The 19,825-nt window shown below is 66.7% G+C and carries 15 protein-coding genes; 2 read left to right on the top strand and 13 right to left on the bottom strand.

Annotation, left to right across the window (positions count from 1 at the left end):
- The first annotated feature begins 48 nt into the window (after positions 1-48).
- Together ACM9HJ_RS01445 and ACM9HJ_RS01440 are read left to right on the top strand one after the other, a co-directional pair.
- Positions 49-981, top strand: coding sequence for a 2-hydroxyacid dehydrogenase (locus ACM9HJ_RS01445; protein ID WP_416569888.1), 933 nt, complete (start codon positions 49-51; stop codon positions 979-981).
- A gap of 242 nt (positions 982-1,223) precedes the next feature.
- Positions 1,224-2,015 (top strand): FkbM family methyltransferase, encoded by a 792-nt coding sequence (locus tag ACM9HJ_RS01440; protein ID WP_416569887.1) that lies wholly within the window; start codon positions 1,224-1,226, stop codon positions 2,013-2,015.
- On the opposite strand, the gene ACM9HJ_RS01435 is transcribed toward ACM9HJ_RS01440, so the two are convergent.
- From ACM9HJ_RS01435 to ACM9HJ_RS01375, 13 genes are all read right to left on the bottom strand, one after another.
- Complete coding sequence (locus ACM9HJ_RS01435) at positions 2,002-2,706, bottom strand: energy transducer TonB family protein (RefSeq protein ID WP_416569886.1); 705 nt, start codon at positions 2,704-2,706, stop codon at positions 2,002-2,004. The genes ACM9HJ_RS01440 and ACM9HJ_RS01435 overlap by 14 nt on opposite strands.
- Positions 2,703-3,143: a TonB system transport protein ExbD gene (gene exbD / locus ACM9HJ_RS01430; protein ID WP_416569885.1), complete on the bottom strand. Its 441-nt coding sequence runs from the start codon at positions 3,141-3,143 to the stop codon at positions 2,703-2,705. The genes ACM9HJ_RS01435 and exbD overlap by 4 nt, the downstream gene beginning before the upstream one ends.
- 5 nt (positions 3,144-3,148) lie before the next feature.
- On the bottom strand, positions 3,149-3,925 hold the full coding sequence (gene exbB, locus ACM9HJ_RS01425; protein WP_416569884.1) for a tonB-system energizer ExbB: 777 nt from the start codon (positions 3,923-3,925) through the stop codon (positions 3,149-3,151).
- Positions 3,926-4,065: 140 nt separating this feature from the next.
- Entirely contained in the window at positions 4,066-4,881 is an 816-nt protein-coding gene (locus ACM9HJ_RS01420) for an enoyl-CoA hydratase/isomerase family protein (protein WP_416569883.1), read from the bottom strand.
- A gap of 231 nt (positions 4,882-5,112) precedes the next feature.
- Positions 5,113-5,892: an amino acid ABC transporter permease gene (locus ACM9HJ_RS01415; protein ID WP_416569882.1), complete on the bottom strand. Its 780-nt coding sequence runs from the start codon at positions 5,890-5,892 to the stop codon at positions 5,113-5,115.
- Positions 5,889-6,695 (bottom strand): transporter substrate-binding domain-containing protein, encoded by an 807-nt coding sequence (locus ACM9HJ_RS01410; protein ID WP_416569881.1) that lies wholly within the window; start codon positions 6,693-6,695, stop codon positions 5,889-5,891. The genes ACM9HJ_RS01415 and ACM9HJ_RS01410 overlap by 4 nt, the downstream gene beginning before the upstream one ends.
- A 62-nt stretch (positions 6,696-6,757) precedes the next feature.
- A complete protein-coding gene (locus ACM9HJ_RS01405) occupies positions 6,758-8,188 on the bottom strand; it encodes a mannose-1-phosphate guanylyltransferase/mannose-6-phosphate isomerase (RefSeq protein WP_416569880.1) in 1,431 nt (476 codons plus the stop codon).
- Between the two features lie 93 nt (positions 8,189-8,281).
- Positions 8,282-9,799: a tetratricopeptide repeat protein gene (locus tag ACM9HJ_RS01400; RefSeq protein ID WP_416569879.1), complete on the bottom strand. Its 1,518-nt coding sequence runs from the start codon at positions 9,797-9,799 to the stop codon at positions 8,282-8,284.
- 332 nt (positions 9,800-10,131) lie between these two features.
- Entirely contained in the window at positions 10,132-10,323 is a 192-nt protein-coding gene (locus ACM9HJ_RS01395) for a hypothetical protein (protein ID WP_416569878.1), read from the bottom strand.
- A gap of 176 nt (positions 10,324-10,499) precedes the next feature.
- Positions 10,500-10,823 (bottom strand): hypothetical protein, encoded by a 324-nt coding sequence (locus ACM9HJ_RS01390; protein WP_416569877.1) that lies wholly within the window; start codon positions 10,821-10,823, stop codon positions 10,500-10,502.
- Positions 10,824-10,845: 22 nt separating this feature from the next.
- Positions 10,846-12,450: a sigma-54-dependent transcriptional regulator gene (locus tag ACM9HJ_RS01385; protein WP_416569876.1), complete on the bottom strand. Its 1,605-nt coding sequence runs from the start codon at positions 12,448-12,450 to the stop codon at positions 10,846-10,848.
- 442 nt (positions 12,451-12,892) lie between these two features.
- Entirely contained in the window at positions 12,893-13,348 is a 456-nt protein-coding gene (locus tag ACM9HJ_RS01380; protein ID WP_416569875.1) for a hypothetical protein, read from the bottom strand.
- A 153-nt stretch (positions 13,349-13,501) separates the two neighbouring features.
- Positions 13,502-19,414, bottom strand: coding sequence for a beta strand repeat-containing protein (locus tag ACM9HJ_RS01375; protein WP_416569874.1), 5,913 nt, complete (start codon positions 19,412-19,414; stop codon positions 13,502-13,504).
- Positions 19,415-19,825: the final 411 nt, after the last annotated feature.

Here is a 19,825-nt window from a genome sequence, read left to right as displayed (position 1 = left end):
CGTGCGGTTTGTATGGTGGGCGCCCCGCCCACCCAAAGGCCGATAACCATGCCCGTGATGCTGTTCGCCTGCTTCCATGTCGATACGCAAGCATGGAAGGCGGCATTGGCGGCGGCCGATCCCGGGTTGGAAATCCGCGTCTGGCCCGATATCGGCGATCCGGCGGAGATCGACTATGCCTTCGTCTGGAAGCAGCCCAAGGGCGTGCTGGACGGCCTGCCCAACCTGAAGGCCGTGTTCTCGCTGGGGGCCGGCGTCGAACATGTGCTGCTGGATGACAGTCTGCCGGCCCATCTGCCGCTGGTGCGCATGGTCGACCCGACCCTGGTCAGCAGCATGGTGGAATTCGTGGTGATGCGGGTACTGCATTACCATCGCCACATGCCGACTTATGAGCAACAGCAGCGGGAGGGCCTGTGGAAACCCCTGAGCCAGACGCTGGCGTCCGACCGCCGTGTGGCCATCCTGGGCCTGGGCGAGTTGGGGGCCGCCAGCGCCAGGGCCCTGACCGGCTTCGGTTTCGATGTGCTGGGCTGGAGCCGGACAGCGAAGGATATTGCCGGCATCCGTTGCTTTCACGGCCCCGACGGGTTGGAGGCGATGCTGGCGCAGGCCGATATCCTGGTCTGCCTGCTGCCCCTGACGGACCAGACGCGCGGCATCCTGAACCGCCGCACCCTGTCGCTGCTGCCGGCGGGTGCCTTCCTGATCAATGCCGCGCGTGGCGGCCATCTGGTGGAAGACGACCTCATCCCCCTGCTGGACGGGGGTCGGCTGGCCGGTGCCACCCTGGATGTGTTCGCGACGGAGCCATTGCCGACCGATCATCCGTTCTGGACCCACTCCGCCATCACCATCCTGCCGCACACGGCCGCCCTGACCCATCCTGGGACGGCATCGCGCATCATCACCGCCAATATCGCCCGGCATCGGACCGGCAAAGGCCTAGTCAATGTCGTGGACAGGGCAAAAGGATATTAGCTTTCCGCCTAGGTCCAAAAGGGAAACCCGGTATCACCTATTGGTCCGCCGGAATCCCGGTAAAGTCCATATTCTACCCTCGTGATAAAAGACACTCGCGGGGGCGCATAATGGTAAGGCGCAATGTCATGTCATTCTTTTGGGGAATGATACCGGGTGGCGTTCTACTTTTCCGGATCTATAACAGGATTATCCGTGTCCTTCGGCCCCGGCGGATCGCCACGACCTATTTCGGTGCGGCCATGGCCTGCGACGAGCGGGACCTGATCCAGAACTGCATCATCCATTTCGGCGTCTGGGAACCGGAGGTCTCCGCCCAATTCGAGGCATCGATCCGCCCGGGTGACGTCGTGGTCGATATCGGTGCCAATGTCGGCTTCTTCACCTTGCTGGCCGCACACCTGACCGGCTCCACCGGTGCCGTCATCGCCATCGAGGCATCACCCCGGATTGCCGCCCTGCTGCAGGACAATGTCGACATGAACGCGCCGCTGCCGGTCAGCGTGCGCAACGTCGCCGTCGCCGACAAACGGGGGGAGGTGACGATCTATGACGGGCCGGCCAGCAATATCGGCCGCACCACGATCCTGGAAGGTCGCGGCTTCGACGCGGGCGGCACCGTTCCCGCCCTGCCCATCGATGAGATTCTCAGCAAGGCGGAAGCGCACAGCACCGCCTTCATCAAGATCGATATCGAAGGCGCGGAACGGCCGGTGCTGGAACATATCCTGGCCCATCTGGACCGGTTCCCCAACCTGCGCCATGTGCTGGTGGAAGCCAGCGTGGAGGATGGTCCGGATGCCTGGCACGCCATCTTCCAGCGTTTCACCGACGCGGGTTTCCGGGCCGGTGCCATCGAGAACCAGTATAGTTACGCCTGGTATCTGAACTGGACGCGGCCGCAGGGGCTGGTACCGATCTCCCGCCTGCCCGACACGCAGACCGACGTGCTGTTCAGCCGCGACCCGCCGGCCGTGATGGCCGAACCCGTGGCCACGAAACGGGCCCGCACACTCCAGCCTATCGCAGGCTGAATTCCACCGGCAGCACCAGTTCCATCTGGTCCTGACCCAGTTCGGCCGGGATCTCCGGCAGCGGTTGGGCCCTTGCCAGCAGTTCCTCCGCCTCCCGGTCCAGCAGTTCCACGCCGCAGCTGCGCTCCAGCTTATGCGACAGTACCCGTCCCTGGCGGTCCACCGTCAGCCGGACCCAGGCGGTGCCCTGTTGGCGCCGTTGGCGCGCACCCATGGGATAGCGCTTGTGCCGGCCGAGATGCGCCATCAGCTTGCCCTGGAACAGGGCCATGGCGTCGGGCGGTGGACCGGCGGGTGCCGCGCGGCTGCTCGTCGGGTCGGCATCGGCAACCTGCTTGGCGGCTGGGGCCGGGTCGGCCATGGACTGCGGCGGGGTTTGGGTCGGCGGCTCCGGCCGCGCCTTCTCCTTGGGCGGGGGCGGCAGCTTGGCCGCCGCCCGCTCGATGACCGGCGGCGGCTTGGGCGCCGGGGGCTGCACCACCGGCTTGGGCGGTGGGGGAGGGGGTGGTGGCGGCGGAGCCGGCGGTGCCAGATCCAGCAGCAGGGCCGGCTGGGCCGGCGGCGGTTCAGGCAGGGGCGGTGCCTGCGGCTTCAGGGCCACGAAGCCCGCCACCGCCAGATGCGCGCCGAGTGCCAGGGCGAAGGCCATGGGCCAGCGCACCCCACCCTGCGGCAGCACCGCCACGCTCACGGTGCGGCCCCCACGGCGGCACCGTCCAGCCCGACCAGTGCGACCTTCAGATAGCCGGCATCGCGCAGGCTGTTCATCACATCCATCAGGTCGCCATAGGGCACGGTCTTGTCGGCGCGCAGGAACACGCGTTGTTCCTTGTCGCCGCCCGTGGCGGCGTCAAGGGCGGCGGCCAGCGCGTCCTTGCCCGCCACCGGCGTATCGTCGATGGCCAAACCCAAATCCGCCTTCACCGACAGGAACAGCGGCTTGGGCGGGCGTTCGGCATTGGGTGCGCTGGAAGCCGGCAGGTCGACCGGCACATCGACGGTGGCCAGCGGGGCCGCCACCATGAAGATGATCAGCAGCACCAGCATCACGTCGATGAAGGGCGTGACATTGATCTCGTGGTTTTCCGACAGGTCGTCATCCCCGCCGGTACGCAGCTTCGCGGCCATCGGCCTTACTCCGCGGCACGCAGGCGGGGCTTCACGCCGCGCCGGTCCAGATCGCGCGACAGGATGCGCAGCACGGCGGCCGACGCATCGCCCACCTGGGCACGATAGCCGCCGATGATGCGCGTCAGGGCGTTATAGACCAGCACGGCCGGGATGGCCGCCACCAGGCCGATAGCCGTGGCCAGCAGCGCCTCCGCGATGCCGGGCGCCACGACGGCCAGGTTGGTCGTGTGGCTTTCGGCGATGCCGATGAAGCTGTTCATGATGCCCCAGACGGTGCCGAACAGGCCCACGAACGGGGCCGTGGCGCCGATCGAGGCCAGTACGCCCGTGCCGCGCGACGATGCGCGGGCCACGGCGGCCTCGATCCGTTCCAGCCGGCTGGCGGCGCGTTCCTTGATGCCGTCGACGGGCAGGTCGGCGGACTGTTCCAGTTCCTCCAGCACGGCACGCAGCATCGGGGCCGACGGGTCGCGCGGATCGGACAGGCCGGCTGTGGCGTCGGCCAGACCGCGGGCCGCATCCAGGCGAGCGAGCGCCTCGGCGGCGCGGCGCTTGGCGGCCGACAGTTCCAGCAGCTTGGCGATGAAGATGGTCCAGGTGGCAACGGATGCGGCGGCCAGCCCGATCATCACCGACTTCACCACCCAATCGGCGGCCATGAACATGCCCCAGGGCGACAGGGAATGCCCGTTCACCATCGGCTCCGCCATGGCTGGACCGGCCAGCAATGCCGACAGGGCCATGCCCGCCGCAACCCGCACGAAATTCCGCTTCGCCATCATCCGTCCCCTGGGATGCACCCCACATCCCCGGTGGTACTTTACCTGCGATTAAGTTGCAACTGCGTTCGCGGGTGCGGGATGTGCGCTGGGTGAGGATGTCGCATGCGGCATCCTCACGCCTTTGCCACAGATGCCCGTCAGCAGCCGCCGAAGAACGGCCGGCGGCGTTCCACGAAGGCGGTGATGCCCTCGGCGAATTCCGGGCTGTCGATGGCCGACAGGAAGGTCTCCCGCTCCGCCGCCAGCTGCTGCTGGAAATTATGCTCCAGCGACAGATACAGCAGACGCTTGGTCCGGCCGGACGCGATAGCGGCCCCACCGGCCAGTTTGCGCGCCACGCAACGCGTTTCCTCCGCCAGCATCGGTGCCGGGCAGATGCGGTTGACAATGCCCAGTTCCAGCGCCTCCAGCGCCGTCAGGCGCCGGTCCAGCAGCGCCAGTTCCGCCGCGCGGCGCGAGCCGACAAGGCGCGGCAGGGCATGGGTGGCCCCGGCCTCCGGCGTCGTGCCCAGGGGGCCGTAAGCCATCTGGAAGACAGCGCGGTCGGACGCCACCACCAGATCGCAGGCCAGGGTGATGCCGATGCCCGGCCCCGCCGCCGTGCCATGGATGCCGGCAATCACCGGCTTTTCCATGCGGCGCAGTGCCGTCACCGCCTGATGGGTGAAGTCGATCAGGCGGGAGATATGGTCCCGCCGCTCCGCCGCCGGCGCCGACAGCAGCTTGTGGAAGGCATTGATATCGCCGCCCGACATGAAGCTGGTACCGCGCCCCGTCAGGATCAGCACCCGCACCTTGGGGTCGTTGGCGGCATTGGTCGCCGCCTCCGCGAAGGCGGCCGCCATGTCCAGGTTCAAGGCGTTCAGACAGTTCGGCCGATTGAAGGTGATCTCCGCCACGCCTTCCGTACTGTGGCGTGTGTAGAGCAGGCAATCGGTTGTCACGGTGCTCATGGCGCCTCCTTCCCCTTTGCCGGCACCCCTGCATCGGGGGTGCTTCCATCAAAGAGTAACAGAGCTTGGCCCTTGAAGGGGAGGGGGAAAGGTAGCGTCCGTTCAGGCACTACCTTCATGCGCCCTCAGGCGCCGGGCGCCGACGTCCGTCGGCTTGGCTTACGCGCCCATGGGGGCGCGGGCCGGCAGTCGCCGGCCTCACTGGCACGAACTTCGTTCCTGCCAGTGGCACTACCTCTCGCCGCCCCAGCGCCGCTCCAGCCAGCGCGACAGGCGCGACAGCAGCAGCAGGATCACCAGATATTCCAGGGCCAGCAGCGTGTAGAGTTCCAGCGGGCGATAGGTCTGGGTCTGCAATTCCGTGGCCCGGCGGGTCAGTTCGGCCAGACCGATGGCCGATGCCAGCGAACTGTCCTTCACCGTATGGATGAACTGCCCGACGATGGGCGGCAGCATGCGGCGCAGGGCCTGGGGCAGGACGATGCGGCGCAGCGTCAGCCAGCGGCCCATGCCCAGCGACTGTGCCGCCTCCACCTGCCCCTTCGGCACCCCTTCGATCCCCGCCCGGAAAATCTCCGACAGGAAGGCCCCGGCATTCAGCGCCAGGGCGATGACTGCCGCCGTGAAAGGGGTCAGCGTCGAAATCCAGCCCAGCAGCGCGAAACCCACGCCATCCGGGTCCAGCCCCTGCACCAGGATGGGCAGGGCGTAGAACACCCAGAGCAGCAGCACGAACAGGGGCAGGGTACGCATCAGTTCGACATAGGCGCCGCTGCCCAGGCGCAGGGCCCGCCAGCGGCTGCCCCGTGCAATGGCGGTGACCAGCCCGATGACCATGGCCAACGCCAGTGCCGCCGCCGACAGGCCCAGGGTCAGGCCGGCACCCGCCAGCAGGAAGGCGATATTGCCCCAGCCCTCGTCCGTGCGTGGATCGACGATGTGCCAGCCGTCGCCGGCACAGCCGGCCAGCAGCATTGCCAGGACCAGCAGGGGCGGCAGGCGGCGGATCACCGGGCCGGCCCCGTGCCCTCGAACCAGGTCTTGAACAGCCCGTCGAAGAAGCCATCGGCCAGGCGGGCATCGATCCATTTGTTCAGCCACAGCAGCCAGTCGGCATCGCCCGGCATGCTCATGATGGCATTGTCCGTCTCCGTGCCGGGACGGGTGCCGTTGGTCAGCATGGTCAGTTGCGGATATTCCCTTCCGATCTTGGTCAGGAAATACAGATTGTCGGTGAAGGCGGCCTGGGCGCGGCCGGCCAGCACCTCGGTGAAATCGATCACCGGGTCGGCCACCGACAGGATGCGGGCCTTTGTGAACACCTTCTTGGCCATGGTCTCCGGCGCGGTACCCTGCTGTACGGCGATGGTCACCCCCGGCTGGTCCAGGTCGTCCCAGCTTTTGAACCGCTCCGCATCCTTCTTCAGGATCAGGGGGATGAAGGTCGGGTGCAGATAGGCCTTGCTGAACGCCACCGCCTTGGCCCGTTCCGGCGTCACCGTCACGCCCGTGGCGGCGATGTCGTATTTGCGGGCCATCAGGCCGGCCACCAGCGTCGGCCAGGTTGCCTGCACCAGTTGCAGCTTCACGCCCAGATCGGCGGCCAGCCGCGTGGCCACATCGATCTCGTACCCCTGGAAACCACCGGTCTTCAGGTCGCGGAAGGAATAGGGGAAATAATCCCCTGTCGTCCCTATACGGATCACCCCCGCCTTGCGTACCCGGTCCAGCAGCGAGGCGCCTTGCGCGGTCGCCGGCAGGGTGAAGGGCAGGGACAGGGCGGTGATCAGCAGGTGACGGCGATCCAGGCGCATGGCGGCTCCGGGCTAGGGGAGGCCGCCATGGTTGCCGCAGCGCGATATGCGGTCAACAGCGATTACGCCCGGCCGTAATGATCCTCGATGCGCAAGATGTCATCGACGCTGATCACCTCACCGGTCTGCACCTCCACCAGGCACAGGTCGGTATCGCCCTCATTCTCCAGCCGGTGCGGCACACCGGCGGGGATGAACACGCTCTCGTTCAGGCGGACGATGCGCTTCTCATCCCCCAGCGTCACCCTGGCCTCGCCTTGGACAACGATCCAGTGTTCCGCCCGGTGCTCATGTCTCTGCAGGGAGATTTTATGGCCGGGCCGGATGGTCAGGCGCCGCACCTCGAACCCCGCCCCCTGATGTACCAGATGGGAATAGCCCCAGGGACGGTAGGTGCGGCGATGGTCCAGCCGCTCCGTCCGCCCCTCCGCCTTCAGCCGGTCGACGACGGCCTTCACATCCTGTACCCGCGCCCGGTCGGCGACCAGCACGGCATCGTCGGTGGTGATGACCACAAGGTCCTTCACACCGACCAGGGCGGTCAGCCCGACCTCGCCCCGCACCAGATTATTCTGCGCATCCACCAGGATGGCATCGCCCAGCACGGCATTGCCGCCCGCATCCTTGCCGGCGATGTCCCAGAGCGCGCTCCAGGCGCCGACATCGGTCCAGCCGATGTCGCAGGGCACGATGGCCGCACTGTCCGTCTTCTCCATGACCGCGAAATCGATGGAGATGTTGGGGGCCTTGGCGAAGGTCTCGGGGTCCAGGCGCAGGAAATCCAGGTCGACCTTGGCCGCCGCGATGGCCGCATCGGCCGCCGCCAGGGCATCCGGTGCATGGCGCTCCAGTTCCGCCACGAACCGGTCGGCGCGGAACAGGAACATGCCGCTGTTCCAGAGGTGCCGGCCGCCGGCCACATAGGCCTTCGCCACCTCCAGCTTCGGCTTCTCCGCGAACTGCTTCACGGCGAAGGCACCCTGGGCACCCGCAATCGGCTCGCCCGTTTCAATATAGCCGTAACCGGTTTCCGGGCTGGTCGGCTGGATGCCGAAGGTGACCAGCTTGCCGGAAGCCGCCGCCACCGCCCCCTGCGCCACGGCGGCGCGGAAGGCATCGGCCGCCAGGATGACATGGTCGGCCGGCAACAGCAGGACCAGCGCGGCCGGATCGCGCCGCGCCGCCAGTCGCGCCGCCACGGCCGCCGCCGGCGCCGTATTGCGCCCGAACGGTTCCAGCACCAGTTCGGTGGGGCGGATGCCCACTTCCTGCAGCTGCTCGGCGATGGCGAACCTGTGTTCCTGGTTGCAGATGACGATCGGGTCGGCAAAGCCGAAATCCGCGCCCACGCGCAGCGCCGTCTCCTGGATCATGGTGCGGTCGCCGCTGAGCTTCAGAAGCTGCTTTGGAAACCGTTCACGCGACACGGGCCAGAGGCGGGAACCGGAGCCACCGGACAGCAGGACCGGGATGATGGTGGGGGGCTGGGTCATATACACACGCGGGTTCTGAAGACAAAGGGGGCCGGAGCGCACTCAATCGCACGCCCCTGCCCCCGGGAAAAGACTATTCGGGCCGTTGGCGGGTCAGGATTTGCGGGCGATGGCCAGCACGCCCTCCACGGGCTTGCCACCTTCGTAACGCAGGACCAGCGGTGCCAGTTCCACCATCGTCAGCCCGGCCTTCACCAGACTTTCCTGCACATAGGCCGGATCATGGGCATAACGCCCACCCTCATGCAGAACATAGGGCTTGCCGGCCGACACGGTTTCCGCCGAGGCGATCAGCAGGCCGCCCGGACGCAGGCTGTTGCCGGCGGAACGGAACAAATCCTCCAGCTCCCCGAAATAGCACAGCACGTCGCCGGCGGTGACAATGTCGAAGCTTTGTGGCCGGGCGATCAGATAGGCACCCAGTTCCGCCTGGTCCAGCGACGAATAGAGCCCGCGGCGCAGGGCCTGCTGCAACATGGACAGGGACAGATCGACACCCGTCAGGCTCTTGGCATAGGCCGCCAGGTGCGGGGCCGCCAGGCCCGTGCCGCAGCCGGCATCCAGGATGTCCTTGTCCGCCTTGCCCTCGCCGACATGACGCAGCAGCGCCTCGCCGATGGCCTCGGGCACGGCATAGCCCAACGACCCGATCATCTCGTCGAAGCGCTTGGCCGATGCGTCGAAGGTCTGGGCCAGATAGGCATCGCCGGCACGCAACGGGGCCGGGGCCTCACCCAACGCCGCCAGCGTGTGCTGAAGCTGCGCGGTATCGCCCGCGATCTCCCGCCAGCCATCCAGCAGGCTTCCCAGGGTCGCCTCGGCCCCTGTGCGCCGTAGGTTGGCGGCGACGGCACCCAGCTCCACCTGGGCCGTCGTGCTGTCGGGCGCCAGACGCAGGGCCTTCAGCGCCGCATCGGCCGCCATGTCGATCCGCCCGATCCCACGCCAGGCCAGCGAGATGTTGATATGCAGGGACGAGCTTTCCGGGTCCATGGCCAGCGCCTGACCGAAACAGGCGATGGCCTCGTCATAGCGCCCGGCTTCCGCCAGGGTCAGGCCCAGGTTGGAATGGGTGATGGTCAGTTCCGGGCGCAGGCGCAGGGCCAGCTGGAACTGTTCCACCGCCGCCTCCTGCCGGCCCAGGCGACGGAATGTCAGGCCCAGGTTGCTGGCAGCCTCCGCATAATCGGGCCGCGCCTTCAGGGCGTTGCCATAATGCTCTGCCGCGATCTCCAAATGGCCGGCATCGAAGAACAGGGTGCCCAGGTTGTAATAGGCTTCGGCGAACAGGGGCTCGCGCTCCAGCGCGTCCAGATAATGGCCGGCGGCATCATGGGCGCGGCCCCGCGCCTGGGCCACGGCGCCCTGGTTGAAATGGAAGATGGGATTGTCCGGCTCCAGCGCGGCGGCGGCGGCATAGGCCTGGGCCGCACCGTCATAATCCTCCAGCGTCTCCAGCGCCACACCCAGGTCGGCGCGCAGCGTTGCGTCGCCGGGATCGTCCAGGATCGCCTCCCGCAGCAGGGGCACCGCCTCGGCATGATTGCCGGCGTCCATCGCCAAGCGGCCCTGATCTGCCGGACCACCCACGCCAATGGAAATGTCGCTCATGCCATTCGTCCTTGCTGCCGCGCCACTGCCGGGCGCCTTTCGTGGCCGACAAGATAACGGCTTGGAATCGCGAAGGATAGGGGGTGCGCGGACCGGCTGGCCATAAAGCATAGGCGACCGTTGATGACCTTTGCGGATAAGCCGGGTGCATGGCAACGGTCGTGACAAGGACCGGTGCAGGCCGCCGACCGGCGGCCCACGGGCCCATGCCCGCGTGAAGCCAAGTGGCCGGAGGCCACGCCGGCGCCTGAGGAACGTGTAAATCAAACAGAAAGGCCCGGTCGATGGCTGTCGACCGGGCCCGAAGTACGGAGAATCTTGAGATGGCGGGATCAGACCCGGATATCGACGATCTGGCCGCGCCCACCCGTTGCGGCGGATTGCGTCGCACCACCACCGGAGAGCAGGTCTGTCACCTGCTGCGTCTGGTCGGAGGCGGCGCGCACCTGCTCGGTCTGGATCTGGCTGCGTGTATTCAGCAGACTGACGGCCGAGGCATAACCGGCGGAGGAGCTGACTTCCATGGTCCCGATTCCGTGTCTGGTTCCAGCAGGATCAGTATAGGCCGACCGGTGCCTGATTCCAACCCGTCACCTGCACGATCGACATAGGCCGGCGACTGCCGGACCGCGACCGCGTGGTCGCGCAAGCCAAGGGCCCGGATGGGCCCGCCCGGCGTTTGAGGGCGCCCTGAAACAGCCTATCCCAGCGTGCTCATGATGGAAAAGCACAGCGCATCGCCCTGGGCATGGATGGTTTTCAGCGCATCCTTGGGCAGCGGGATCTTCTTGTCCCGGCAATAGGCGACCATCAGCCGGGCCAACTGATAGCTTTCCACCTCCAGCTCGGCACGGGCACCGCCGCCGGGTGCCTCCGTCTGAATGCGGATGGAGGGGGGCGGGCCTTCGACCACCTGGATGCGGGTGATGCGCCGCGCGGGGTCGAACCCTTCCAGGGGAACGGACTGGAAGACGAGCTTCAGCTCGTCGTTGGAGAAGATGATGTGCCGGATCTCGGTGATCATCGCTGTTCTTTCCGTTACAGGCTCAGCCCGCGCGCTTCTTCTGGCGACGACGATAGATGGTGCAGGGATTTATTTCCAGCAAAGCCGCCGCACGGGTGATGTTGCCATGGCACAGACGGATCGCCTCGTCGATCGTCTCCTCCTCCACCTGCCAGAGCGGGCGGATGCGCCGCTCGTCATCCTGCCAGCCATCGGCCGATGCCGGTGGCGGGGGAGGTGGGGAGGGGAGAGGAGCCGACCGCCCGATGCCGGGAATGGGCACACCCGGAATGCCAAGGCCGGCGAACGGGCCCGACGGCGGGGCGGCCAGGGCCGGGAAACTCTGCCCGATCTGGCTGGCCAGCGGCCCCGCCACGGCAGCCCAGCGCGGATCCTGCAGAATCGGCGGCACGATCATCGTGGGCTTGTTGAGCGGTGGCGGCAGCATGAAGGGCCGGATCTCGTCCCCGTCATTCAGCACCACGACATTGCGGATGACATTCAGCAACTGCCGCACATTGCCGGGCCAGGCATAGGTGTTGAAGATGGTCTCCGCCTCGCGGTCGAAACCCTTGAACGACTTGCGTTCCTCCCGCCCGTACTTGTCCAGGAAATGCCGCGCGATCAGCAGGATGTCGTCCCCGCGCTCCCGCAGTGGCGGCAGCTCGATGGAAATCACCTGCAACCGGTAGAACAGGTCCTCGCGGAAGCGGCCGGCCTGCACCTCGGCATAGGGATCGCGGTTGGTGGCGCAGACGATGCGCACATCCACCGGCTCCAGCTTCTCGCTGCCCACCTTCTTGACCATGCCGGTCTGCAGGAACCGCAGCAGCTTGGCCTGCAAGGACAGATCCATCTCCCCGATCTCGTCCAGGAACAGGGTGCCGCCATCGGCCTGCAAAGCCGCACCGGAATGGTCGGTGCTGGCCCCGGTGAAGGCGCCCTTCACATGGCCGAAAATCTCCGACTCCATCAGATCCTTGGGAATGGCGGCGCAGTTGATGGCGATGAAGGGGCCCTGGGCGCGCGGGCTGCGGCGATGGATGGCCTCGGCGCAGACCTCCTTGCCGGTACCGCTCTCCCCCGTGATGAACACCGTGGCCTTGGACGGGGCCGCCGCCTCGATCAGGCGATAGGCGGCCTTCATGGGCGGGGAGGCGCCGATGAAACCGTAGAAGGAATATTCGGTGACCGCGGGTTCCGCCCCCGCCGACGGCATCCGCGGCCCACGGGCCTTGGCCGCCTTGGCGGCCGGCGCCGCCTCCTGCGTGGCCACAGGCTGGGCCAGAACGGCGGAGACGGCCCCGCGGAGCCGGTCGGTACCCACAGGCAGCAGCAGCACATCCGCCGCCCCGGCCCGCATCGCGTCCACTGCCACCTGCACCGATCCCTGCGCAGTCAGGGCGATGGCGCGTGGTGCGAGGCCCGCGTGCGTCAGCTCACGCAACAGATCGATGCCGGGCCCGCCACCCAGCTGCAGGTTGATCAGCAGCAGATCGGTCCCGCCGCCCTCCACCAGGGCCTTGCGCGCGGCCACGGCCCCATCGACCACCGACAGGTCATGCCCGTCGCGCTTCAGCGCCGCCACATAGGCATGCGACAGGGACGGGGCGGGTTCGACGATCAGGATGCGGGCGGCTTGGCTCATACAGGGATGATTGCATGGGGCGTTGCGTTCCGCAAGAAACATGTCGCTATTCTCCACTGGCGCTTGCAAAAGGCAATGAGACAGATGTGACCGACCGCCGCCCCAGGATGTTTCCAATATTGCAGCCCAGAGAAACGGCTGGTTTCGGCGCCTGTGCCCAAAACCTATCCCAATGGCCTGCATCTTGCTTATCAGATACCAGATTTGGGGGTGCCTCTTGGGCTTTCCCACACAGGATTGGCCACTTGCCTGCCGTTGCGGCCGGTGGCGAAACCGACGTCGCGGGGCGGCAACCATCCGCCGGACCGTTTCCACCCCGCCGTCGCACCGGCAGCCCCGCCGCCGGGCCCACTTTTCGGTTCAGGGCAAAGTTGCGGAACCTTGACGGCACGGCGACCCGCCCCGGTCGCCGTGCCGGACTTTTCCAGCCGATATCGGCCGATCAGGGCTCCTCCCCATCCTCTCCGCCGGGTTCTCCATAGGGAAAGGTCGCGTCGCGGCTGGAATCGGCACCGAAGCGCCAGACCTTGGGCTCGTCCAGAACCAGTTGCCCGTGGGCCAGTTGATCCATGATGGCGATGGAGATATCGGCCTGCAGCCGTGCCGCCCAGGGCGCCATGGCCCGCGCCCCGTCGCGCAGATAGGCCGGGGAATAAAGGACATGCGCCACCCCGTCGGCATTGCGCACCAGGAACACCGTCACCAGGCGCGCGCATTCGGCCGGCTCCAGCACGGGCTCGATGCCACGGGCCGCGGCCGCCAGCACGGGATAGAGCAGATGCGACCGTTCATCCAGTGACGGGTCGCGGGACAGATTGTCGGCCACGCGAGAGAGATAGGCCGCCTTCGCGGCCGGCAGCTCGCGCAGCGCCATGTCCAGTATCTGCCGATGATGCATGGCTTCGGTCCGACCTCATGGAACATGCCCCCATCCTGACCAGACATGCGGCCGGGGGCAATGTGACCGATCGTATGGGTCGGCCTATGCCGGAAAAGAAAAGGGCCGGGCCCGTCCCGAAGGACTGGCCCGGCCCGAATGGTACGCCTTGGATCAGGAGAACAGAGCGTTAATCTGGCCAGTGGTCATGATCGCCGTCTGCGTGGAGGTGAAGCTGTTCGCCTGGATATCCGACAGCGCCGCGATATCCGAGGTTTCCAGACCACCGATCTGCGTCGTGGAGAAGGCGGCGATCTGCGTCGTGGTCAGGCCCACGATGGCGGTCGTGGTGAAGGCCGTGACCTGCGCCGCCGACAAGACACCCAGCTGCGTCGTCGTCAGTGCCGAGACGAAGGTGGAGCTGACAGCCGGGATCTGCGTGGCGGTGACGAGCCCAGCCACAGCGGTGGTGCTGAAGCTTGCGATCTGCGTGGTCGTCAGCGCCGCCAACTGCGTGCTGTTCAGGACGGCGGTCTGCGTGGACACCATGGCCGCGATATCGCTGGTTTCGATCGCACGGATCACGGTGGTGGACAGGTAGGGGATCTGGGTCACACTGATCTCGACGACCTGCGTCGTGGTCAGCGCGCCGACCTGGGCCGTGGTCAGCGCATTCAGCTGCGTGCTGGTCAGGGCCGCCACGTTGGTGGTGCTGATCGCCTGGATCTGCGTCGTCGTCAGGGCCGAGATCAGGGTGCTGGTCAGTGCCACCGCCTGCGTCGTGTTGAATACCGCCAGATCGGTGGTTTCCAGACCGCGGATCTGCGTCGTGGTCATCGACGCGATCTGCGAGCTGTTCAGGACGCCGATCTGGGTGACGGTGAGACCGGCGACCTGGGTCGTGGTCAGGACCCGGAACTGTGTCGTGGTCAGGGCAGCCAGATCCGTGGTCTCGATGGCACCGAACTGCGAGCTGGTCAGGGACACGATCTGGGCCGTGGTCAATGCTGCAACCTGCGCCGTACCGAAGGCCGCCAGATCCGTGGTGTCGATCGCCTGAACCTGGGCGGTGGTCAGTGACACGATCTGTGTACTGGTCAGCGCGCCGGCCTGGGTGGTCGACAGGGCGGAAATCTGGGTGCTGGTCAGGCCACGGATCTGCGTGGTGCCGATCTGGGCCAGCTGCGTGACGGAAACTTCCGCCAGCTGCGTCGTGGTCAGCGCCCCGACCTGGGCCGTGGACAGCGCGTTCAGCTGCGTGCTGTTCAGGGCCGCCACGTCGGTGGTGCTGATCGCCTGGATCTGCGTGGTGGTCAGCGCGGCGATATGGGTACTGGTCAGCGCGCCGAACTGCGTCGTGGTGAAGGTTATCAGGTCCGTACTCTCGATGCCGCGGATTTGCGTCGTGGTCATCGATGCGATCTGCGAGCTGCCCAGCACACTGACCTGGGTGACGGTGAGACCGGCGATCTGGGTCGTGGTCAGGACGCGGAACTGCGTCGTGGTCAGGGCCGCCAGATCGGTGGTCTCGATGGCACCGAACTGCGAGCTGGTCAGGGACACGATCTGGGCCGTGGTCAGGGCCGCAACCTGCGCCGTGCCGAAGGCCGCCAGATCGGTGGTGTCGATCGCCTGAACCTGGGCGGTGGTCAGCGCCACGATCTGCGTGCTGGTCAGCGCGCCGGCCTGGGTGGTCGACAGGGCGGAGATCAGGGTGCTGGTCAGGCCACGGATCTGCGTGGTGCCGACCTGGGCCAGCTGCGTCACCGTGACGGCGGCGAGCTGGGTGGTGGTCAGCGCCCCGACCTGGGCCGTGGTCAGCGAGTTCAGCTGCGTGCTGTTCAGGACCGCCACGTCGGTGGTGCTGATCGCCTGGATCTGCGTGGTGGTCAGGGCCGCCACCTGCGCACTGGTCAGCGCGCCGAACTGCGTCGTGGTGAAGGTCGCCAGATCCGTGCTCTCGACACCGCGGATCTGCGTCGTGGTCATCGACGCGATCTGCGTCGAGCTCAGGACGCTGACCTGGGTGACGCTGAGGCCGGCGACCTGGGTCGTGGTCAAGACGCGGAACTGCGTCGTGGTCAGGGCCACAAGATCGGTGGTCTCGATGGCACCGAACTGCGAGCTGGTCAGGGCCACGACCTGGGCCGTGGTCAGGGCTGCAACCTGTGCCGTGCCGAAGGCCGCCAGATCGGTGGTGTCGATCGCCTGCACCTGCGCCGTGGTCAGCGACACGATCTGGGTGCTGGTCAGCGCGACGGCCTGGGTCGTCGACAGGGCGGAAATCTGGGTGCTGGTCAGGCCACGGACCTGCGTGGTGCCCATCTGCGCCAGCTGCGTGGCGGAAATCTCAGCCAGCTGCGTCGTGGTCAGCGCGCCAACCAGAGTTGTGGTCAGCGCATTCAGCTGCGTGCTGCTCAGGACGGCCACATCGGTGGTGCTGATCGCCTGGATCTGCGTGGTGGTCAGCGCCGCGACATGCGAGCTGGTCAGCGCACCGATCTGACCCGTGGTGAAGGTCGCCAGATCCGTGCTCTCGATGCCACGGATCTGTGTCGTGGTCATCGCCCCGATCTGGGTCGAGCTCAGGACACTGACCTGGGTGACGGTGAGGCCGGCGACCTGGGTCGTGGTCAGCACCCGGAACTGCGAGGTGGTCAGGGCCGCCAGATCGGTGGTCTCGATGGCACCGAATTGCGAGCTGGTCAGGGACACGATCTGGGCCGTGGTCAGCGCTGCAACCTGCGCCGTGCCGAAGGCCGCTAGATCGGTGGTGTCGATCGCCTGAACCTGGGCGGTGGTCAGCGCCACGATCTGCGTGCTGGTCAGCGCGCCGGCCTGGGTGGTCGACAGGGCGGAGATCAGGGTGCTGGTCAGGCCACGGATCTGCGTGGTGCCGACCTGGGCCAGCTGCGTCACCGTGACGGCGGCGAGCTGGGTGGTCGACAGCGCCCCGACCTGGGCCGTGGTCAGCGAGTTCAGCTGCGTGCTGTTCAGGACCGCCACGTCGGTGGTGCTGATCGCCTGGATCTGCGTCGTGGTCAGCGAGGCCACCTGCGAGCTGGTCAGCGCACCGAACTGCGTCGTGGTGAAGGTCGCCAGATCCGTGCTCTCGATGGCGCGGACCTGCGTCGTGGTCATCGCCCCGATCTGGGTCGAGCTCAGGATGCTGACCTGGGTGACGGTGAGACCGGCGATCTGGGTCGTGGTCAAGACGCGGAACTGCGAGGTGGTCAGGGCCGCCAGATCGGTGGTCTCGATGGCACCGAACTGCGAGCTGGTCAGCGCCACGATCTGGGCCGTGGTCAGGGCCGCAACCTGCGCCGTGCCGAAGGCCGCCAGATCGGTGGTGTCGATCGCCTGAACCTGGGCGGTGGTCAGCGACACGATCTGGGTGCTGGTCAGCGCGCCGGCCTGGGTGGTCGACAGGGCGGAGATCTGGGTGCTGGTCAGGCCACGGATCTGCGTGGTGCCGATCTGGGCCAGCTGCGTGACGGAAATCTCAGCCAGCTGGGTGGTGGTCAGCGCCCCGACCTGGGCCGTGGTCAGCGAATTCAGCTGCGTGCTGTTCAGCGCCGCCACGTCGGTGGTGCTGATCGCCTGGATCTGCGTGGTAGTCAGCGCCGCCACCTGCGAGCTGGTCAGCGCGCCGAACTGCGTGGTGGTGAAGGTCACCAGATCCGTGCTCTCAATGGCGCGGATCTGCGTCGTGGTCATCGACGAAATCTGCGTCGAGTTCAGGACACTGACCTGGGTGACGCTGAGGCCGGCGACCTGGGTCGCGGTCAGGACGCGGAACTGCGTCGTGGTCAGGGCCACAAGATCGGTGGTCTCGATGGCACCGAACTGCGAGCTGGTCAGGGCCACGATCTGGGCCGTGGTCAGGGCTGCAATCTGCGCCGTGCCGAAGGCCGCCAGATCGGTGGTGTCGATCGCCTGAACCTGGGCGGTGGTCAGCGACACGATCTGGGTGCTGGTCAGCGCACCGGCCTGGGTGGTCGACAGGGCGGAGATCAGGGTGCTGGTCAGGCCGCGGATCTGCGTGGTGCCGACCTGGGCCAGCTGCGTCACCGTGACGGCGGCGAGCTGGGTGGTCGACAGCGCACCAACCTGGGCCGTGGTCAGCGAGTTCAGCTGCGTGCTGTTCAGGACCGCCACGTCGGTGGTGCTGATCGCCTGGATCTGCGTCGTGGTCAGCGAGGCTACCTGCGAGCTGGTCAGCGCACCGAACTGCGTCGTGGTGAAGGTCGCCAGATCCGTGCTCTCGATGGCGCGGATCTGCGTCGTGGTCATCGCCCCGATCTGGGTCGAGCTCAGAATGCCAACCTGGGTGACGCTGAGGCCGGCGACCTGCGCCGTCGTCAGGACGCGGAACTGCGTCGTGGTCAGGGCCGCCAGATCGGTGGTCTCGATCGCCGCGAACTGCGAGCTGGTCAGGGCCGCGATCTGGGCCGTGGTCAGGGCTGCAACCTGTGCCGTGCCGAAGGCCGCCAGATCGGTGGTGTCGATCGCCTGAACCTGGGCGGTGGTCAGCGACACGATCTGCGTGCTGGTCAACGCGCCGGCCTGGGTGGTCGACAGGGCGGAGATCTGGGTGCTGGTCAGGCCACGGATCTGCGTGGTGCCGACCTGGGCCAGCTGCGTGACGGAAATCTCAGCCAGCTGCGTCGTGGTCAGCGCCCCGACCTGGGCCGTGGTCAGCGAATTCAGCTGCGTGCTGTTCAGCGCCGCCACGTCGGTGGTGTTGATCGCCTGGATCTGCGTCGTCGTCAGGGCGGCAACCTGCGCACTGGTCAGCGCGCCGAACTGCGTCGTAGTGAAGGTCACCAGATCCGTGCTCTCGATGGCGCGGATCTGCGTCGTGGTCATCGACGAAATCTGGGTCGAGTTCAGGACACTGACCTGGGTGACGTTGAGGCCGGCGACCTGCGCCGTCGTCAGCGCGCGGAACTGGGTGGTGGTCAAAGCCACCAGATCGGTCGTTTCGATCGCCGCGAGCTGCGAACTGGTCAGGGCCACGACCTGGGCCGTGGTCAGGGCTGCAACCTGCGCCGTGCCGAAGGCCGCCAAGTCGGTGGTGTCGATCGCCTGAACCTGGGCCGTGGTCAGCGCCATGATCTGGGTGCTGGTCAGCGCGCCGGCCTGGGTGGTCGACAGGGCCGATATCAAGGTGCTGTTCAGGCCACGGATCTGCGTGGTGCCGACCTGGGCCAGCTGCGTCACCGTGATGGCGGCAAGCTGGGTGGTGGTCAGCGCCCCGACCTGGGCCGTGGTCAGCGAATTCAGCTGCGTGCTGCTCAGGATCACCACATCAGTGGTGTTGATCGCCTGGATCTGCGTCGTGGTCAGGGCTGCGATCTGGGAGCTGACCAATGCCCCGATCTGCGACGTCGTGAAGACGGCCAGATCGGTGCTCTCAATGGCACGGATCTGCGTCGTGGTCATCGCCGCGATCTGCGTCGGCGTCAGGACGCCAACCTGGGTGACGCTGAGGCCGGCGACCTGCGCCGTCGTCAGGACGCGGAACTGGGTGGTGGTCAGCACCGCCAGATCGGTGGTCTCGATCGCCGCGAACTGCGAGCTGGTCAGGGCCGCGAGCTGGGCCGTGGTCAGGGCTGCGATCTGCGCCGTGCCGAAGGCCGCCAGATCGGTGGTCTCGATTGCCTGGATCTGCGCCGTGGTCAGGACGAACAGCTGGGTCGTGGTCAGCGCGCCGGCCTGCGTCGTGGACAGGCCCGAAATGAAGGTGCTGTTCAGACCGCGGACCGCCGTGGTTGAGAGGCCGCCGACCTGCGTCACGCTCAACGCATTGAACTGCGTCACGGACAAGCCGGCGAAGTTCGCGGAGCTGATGGCATTCAGCTGTGTCGTGGTAAGCGACCCGACGGTCGTTGTGCTGAAACCCGACAACTGGGTCGTGGCCAGCCCCGCCACCTGTGTGGTGGACAGTACGCCGACCTGGGTTACTTCCAGTGCCGACGTCTGAGTGGAAGTGAGCTGCCTGAGCTCTGTCGTGCTCCACGATGCGATCGTCGTCGTGCTCAGCTGCGCGATCTGCGTGGTCGTCAGGAACGAGATGATCGACATGGCGGACTCCAGATTCTCTAAAGGCTAGTGGACATACCGAACGACCATCCCTGCCTGGAAGACCGTCCGCTCTCGCATCAAATACTGGAATTCGCACTGCAAGGCGCATGCCAGTTTCTAACGCGAAACCCCACTGAATCTGGAGCCAAGTACCGGAAAAGCACCCAACCATACCGGCGCGCAAAAGCGTCGACCGATAAGCCGTGTTCGTTCCCCTTTTGGTATAGGCGCCCAAATTTTTTGGGTCTTTTGGGATAAAAGACCGAGATAAAGAATGAGTCAAGTTACAATCGGTGTACCCCCACCAAAACCTTCGGATTCGTCACAAGACAGAGGGTGAACTTATCCTTCTGTATAGAGAACGGCGAGTCCTGCCGGCCCGCGGCGCGGGCCGGCAGGTGAATTGGCGGG

The organism is Niveispirillum sp. KHB5.9 (assembly GCF_048066115.1).
Taxonomy (GTDB): domain Bacteria; phylum Pseudomonadota; class Alphaproteobacteria; order Azospirillales; family Azospirillaceae; genus Niveispirillum.
The sequence above is the reverse complement of the archived record's forward strand: the minus strand, read 5'-3'. Positions and strand labels throughout refer to the sequence as shown.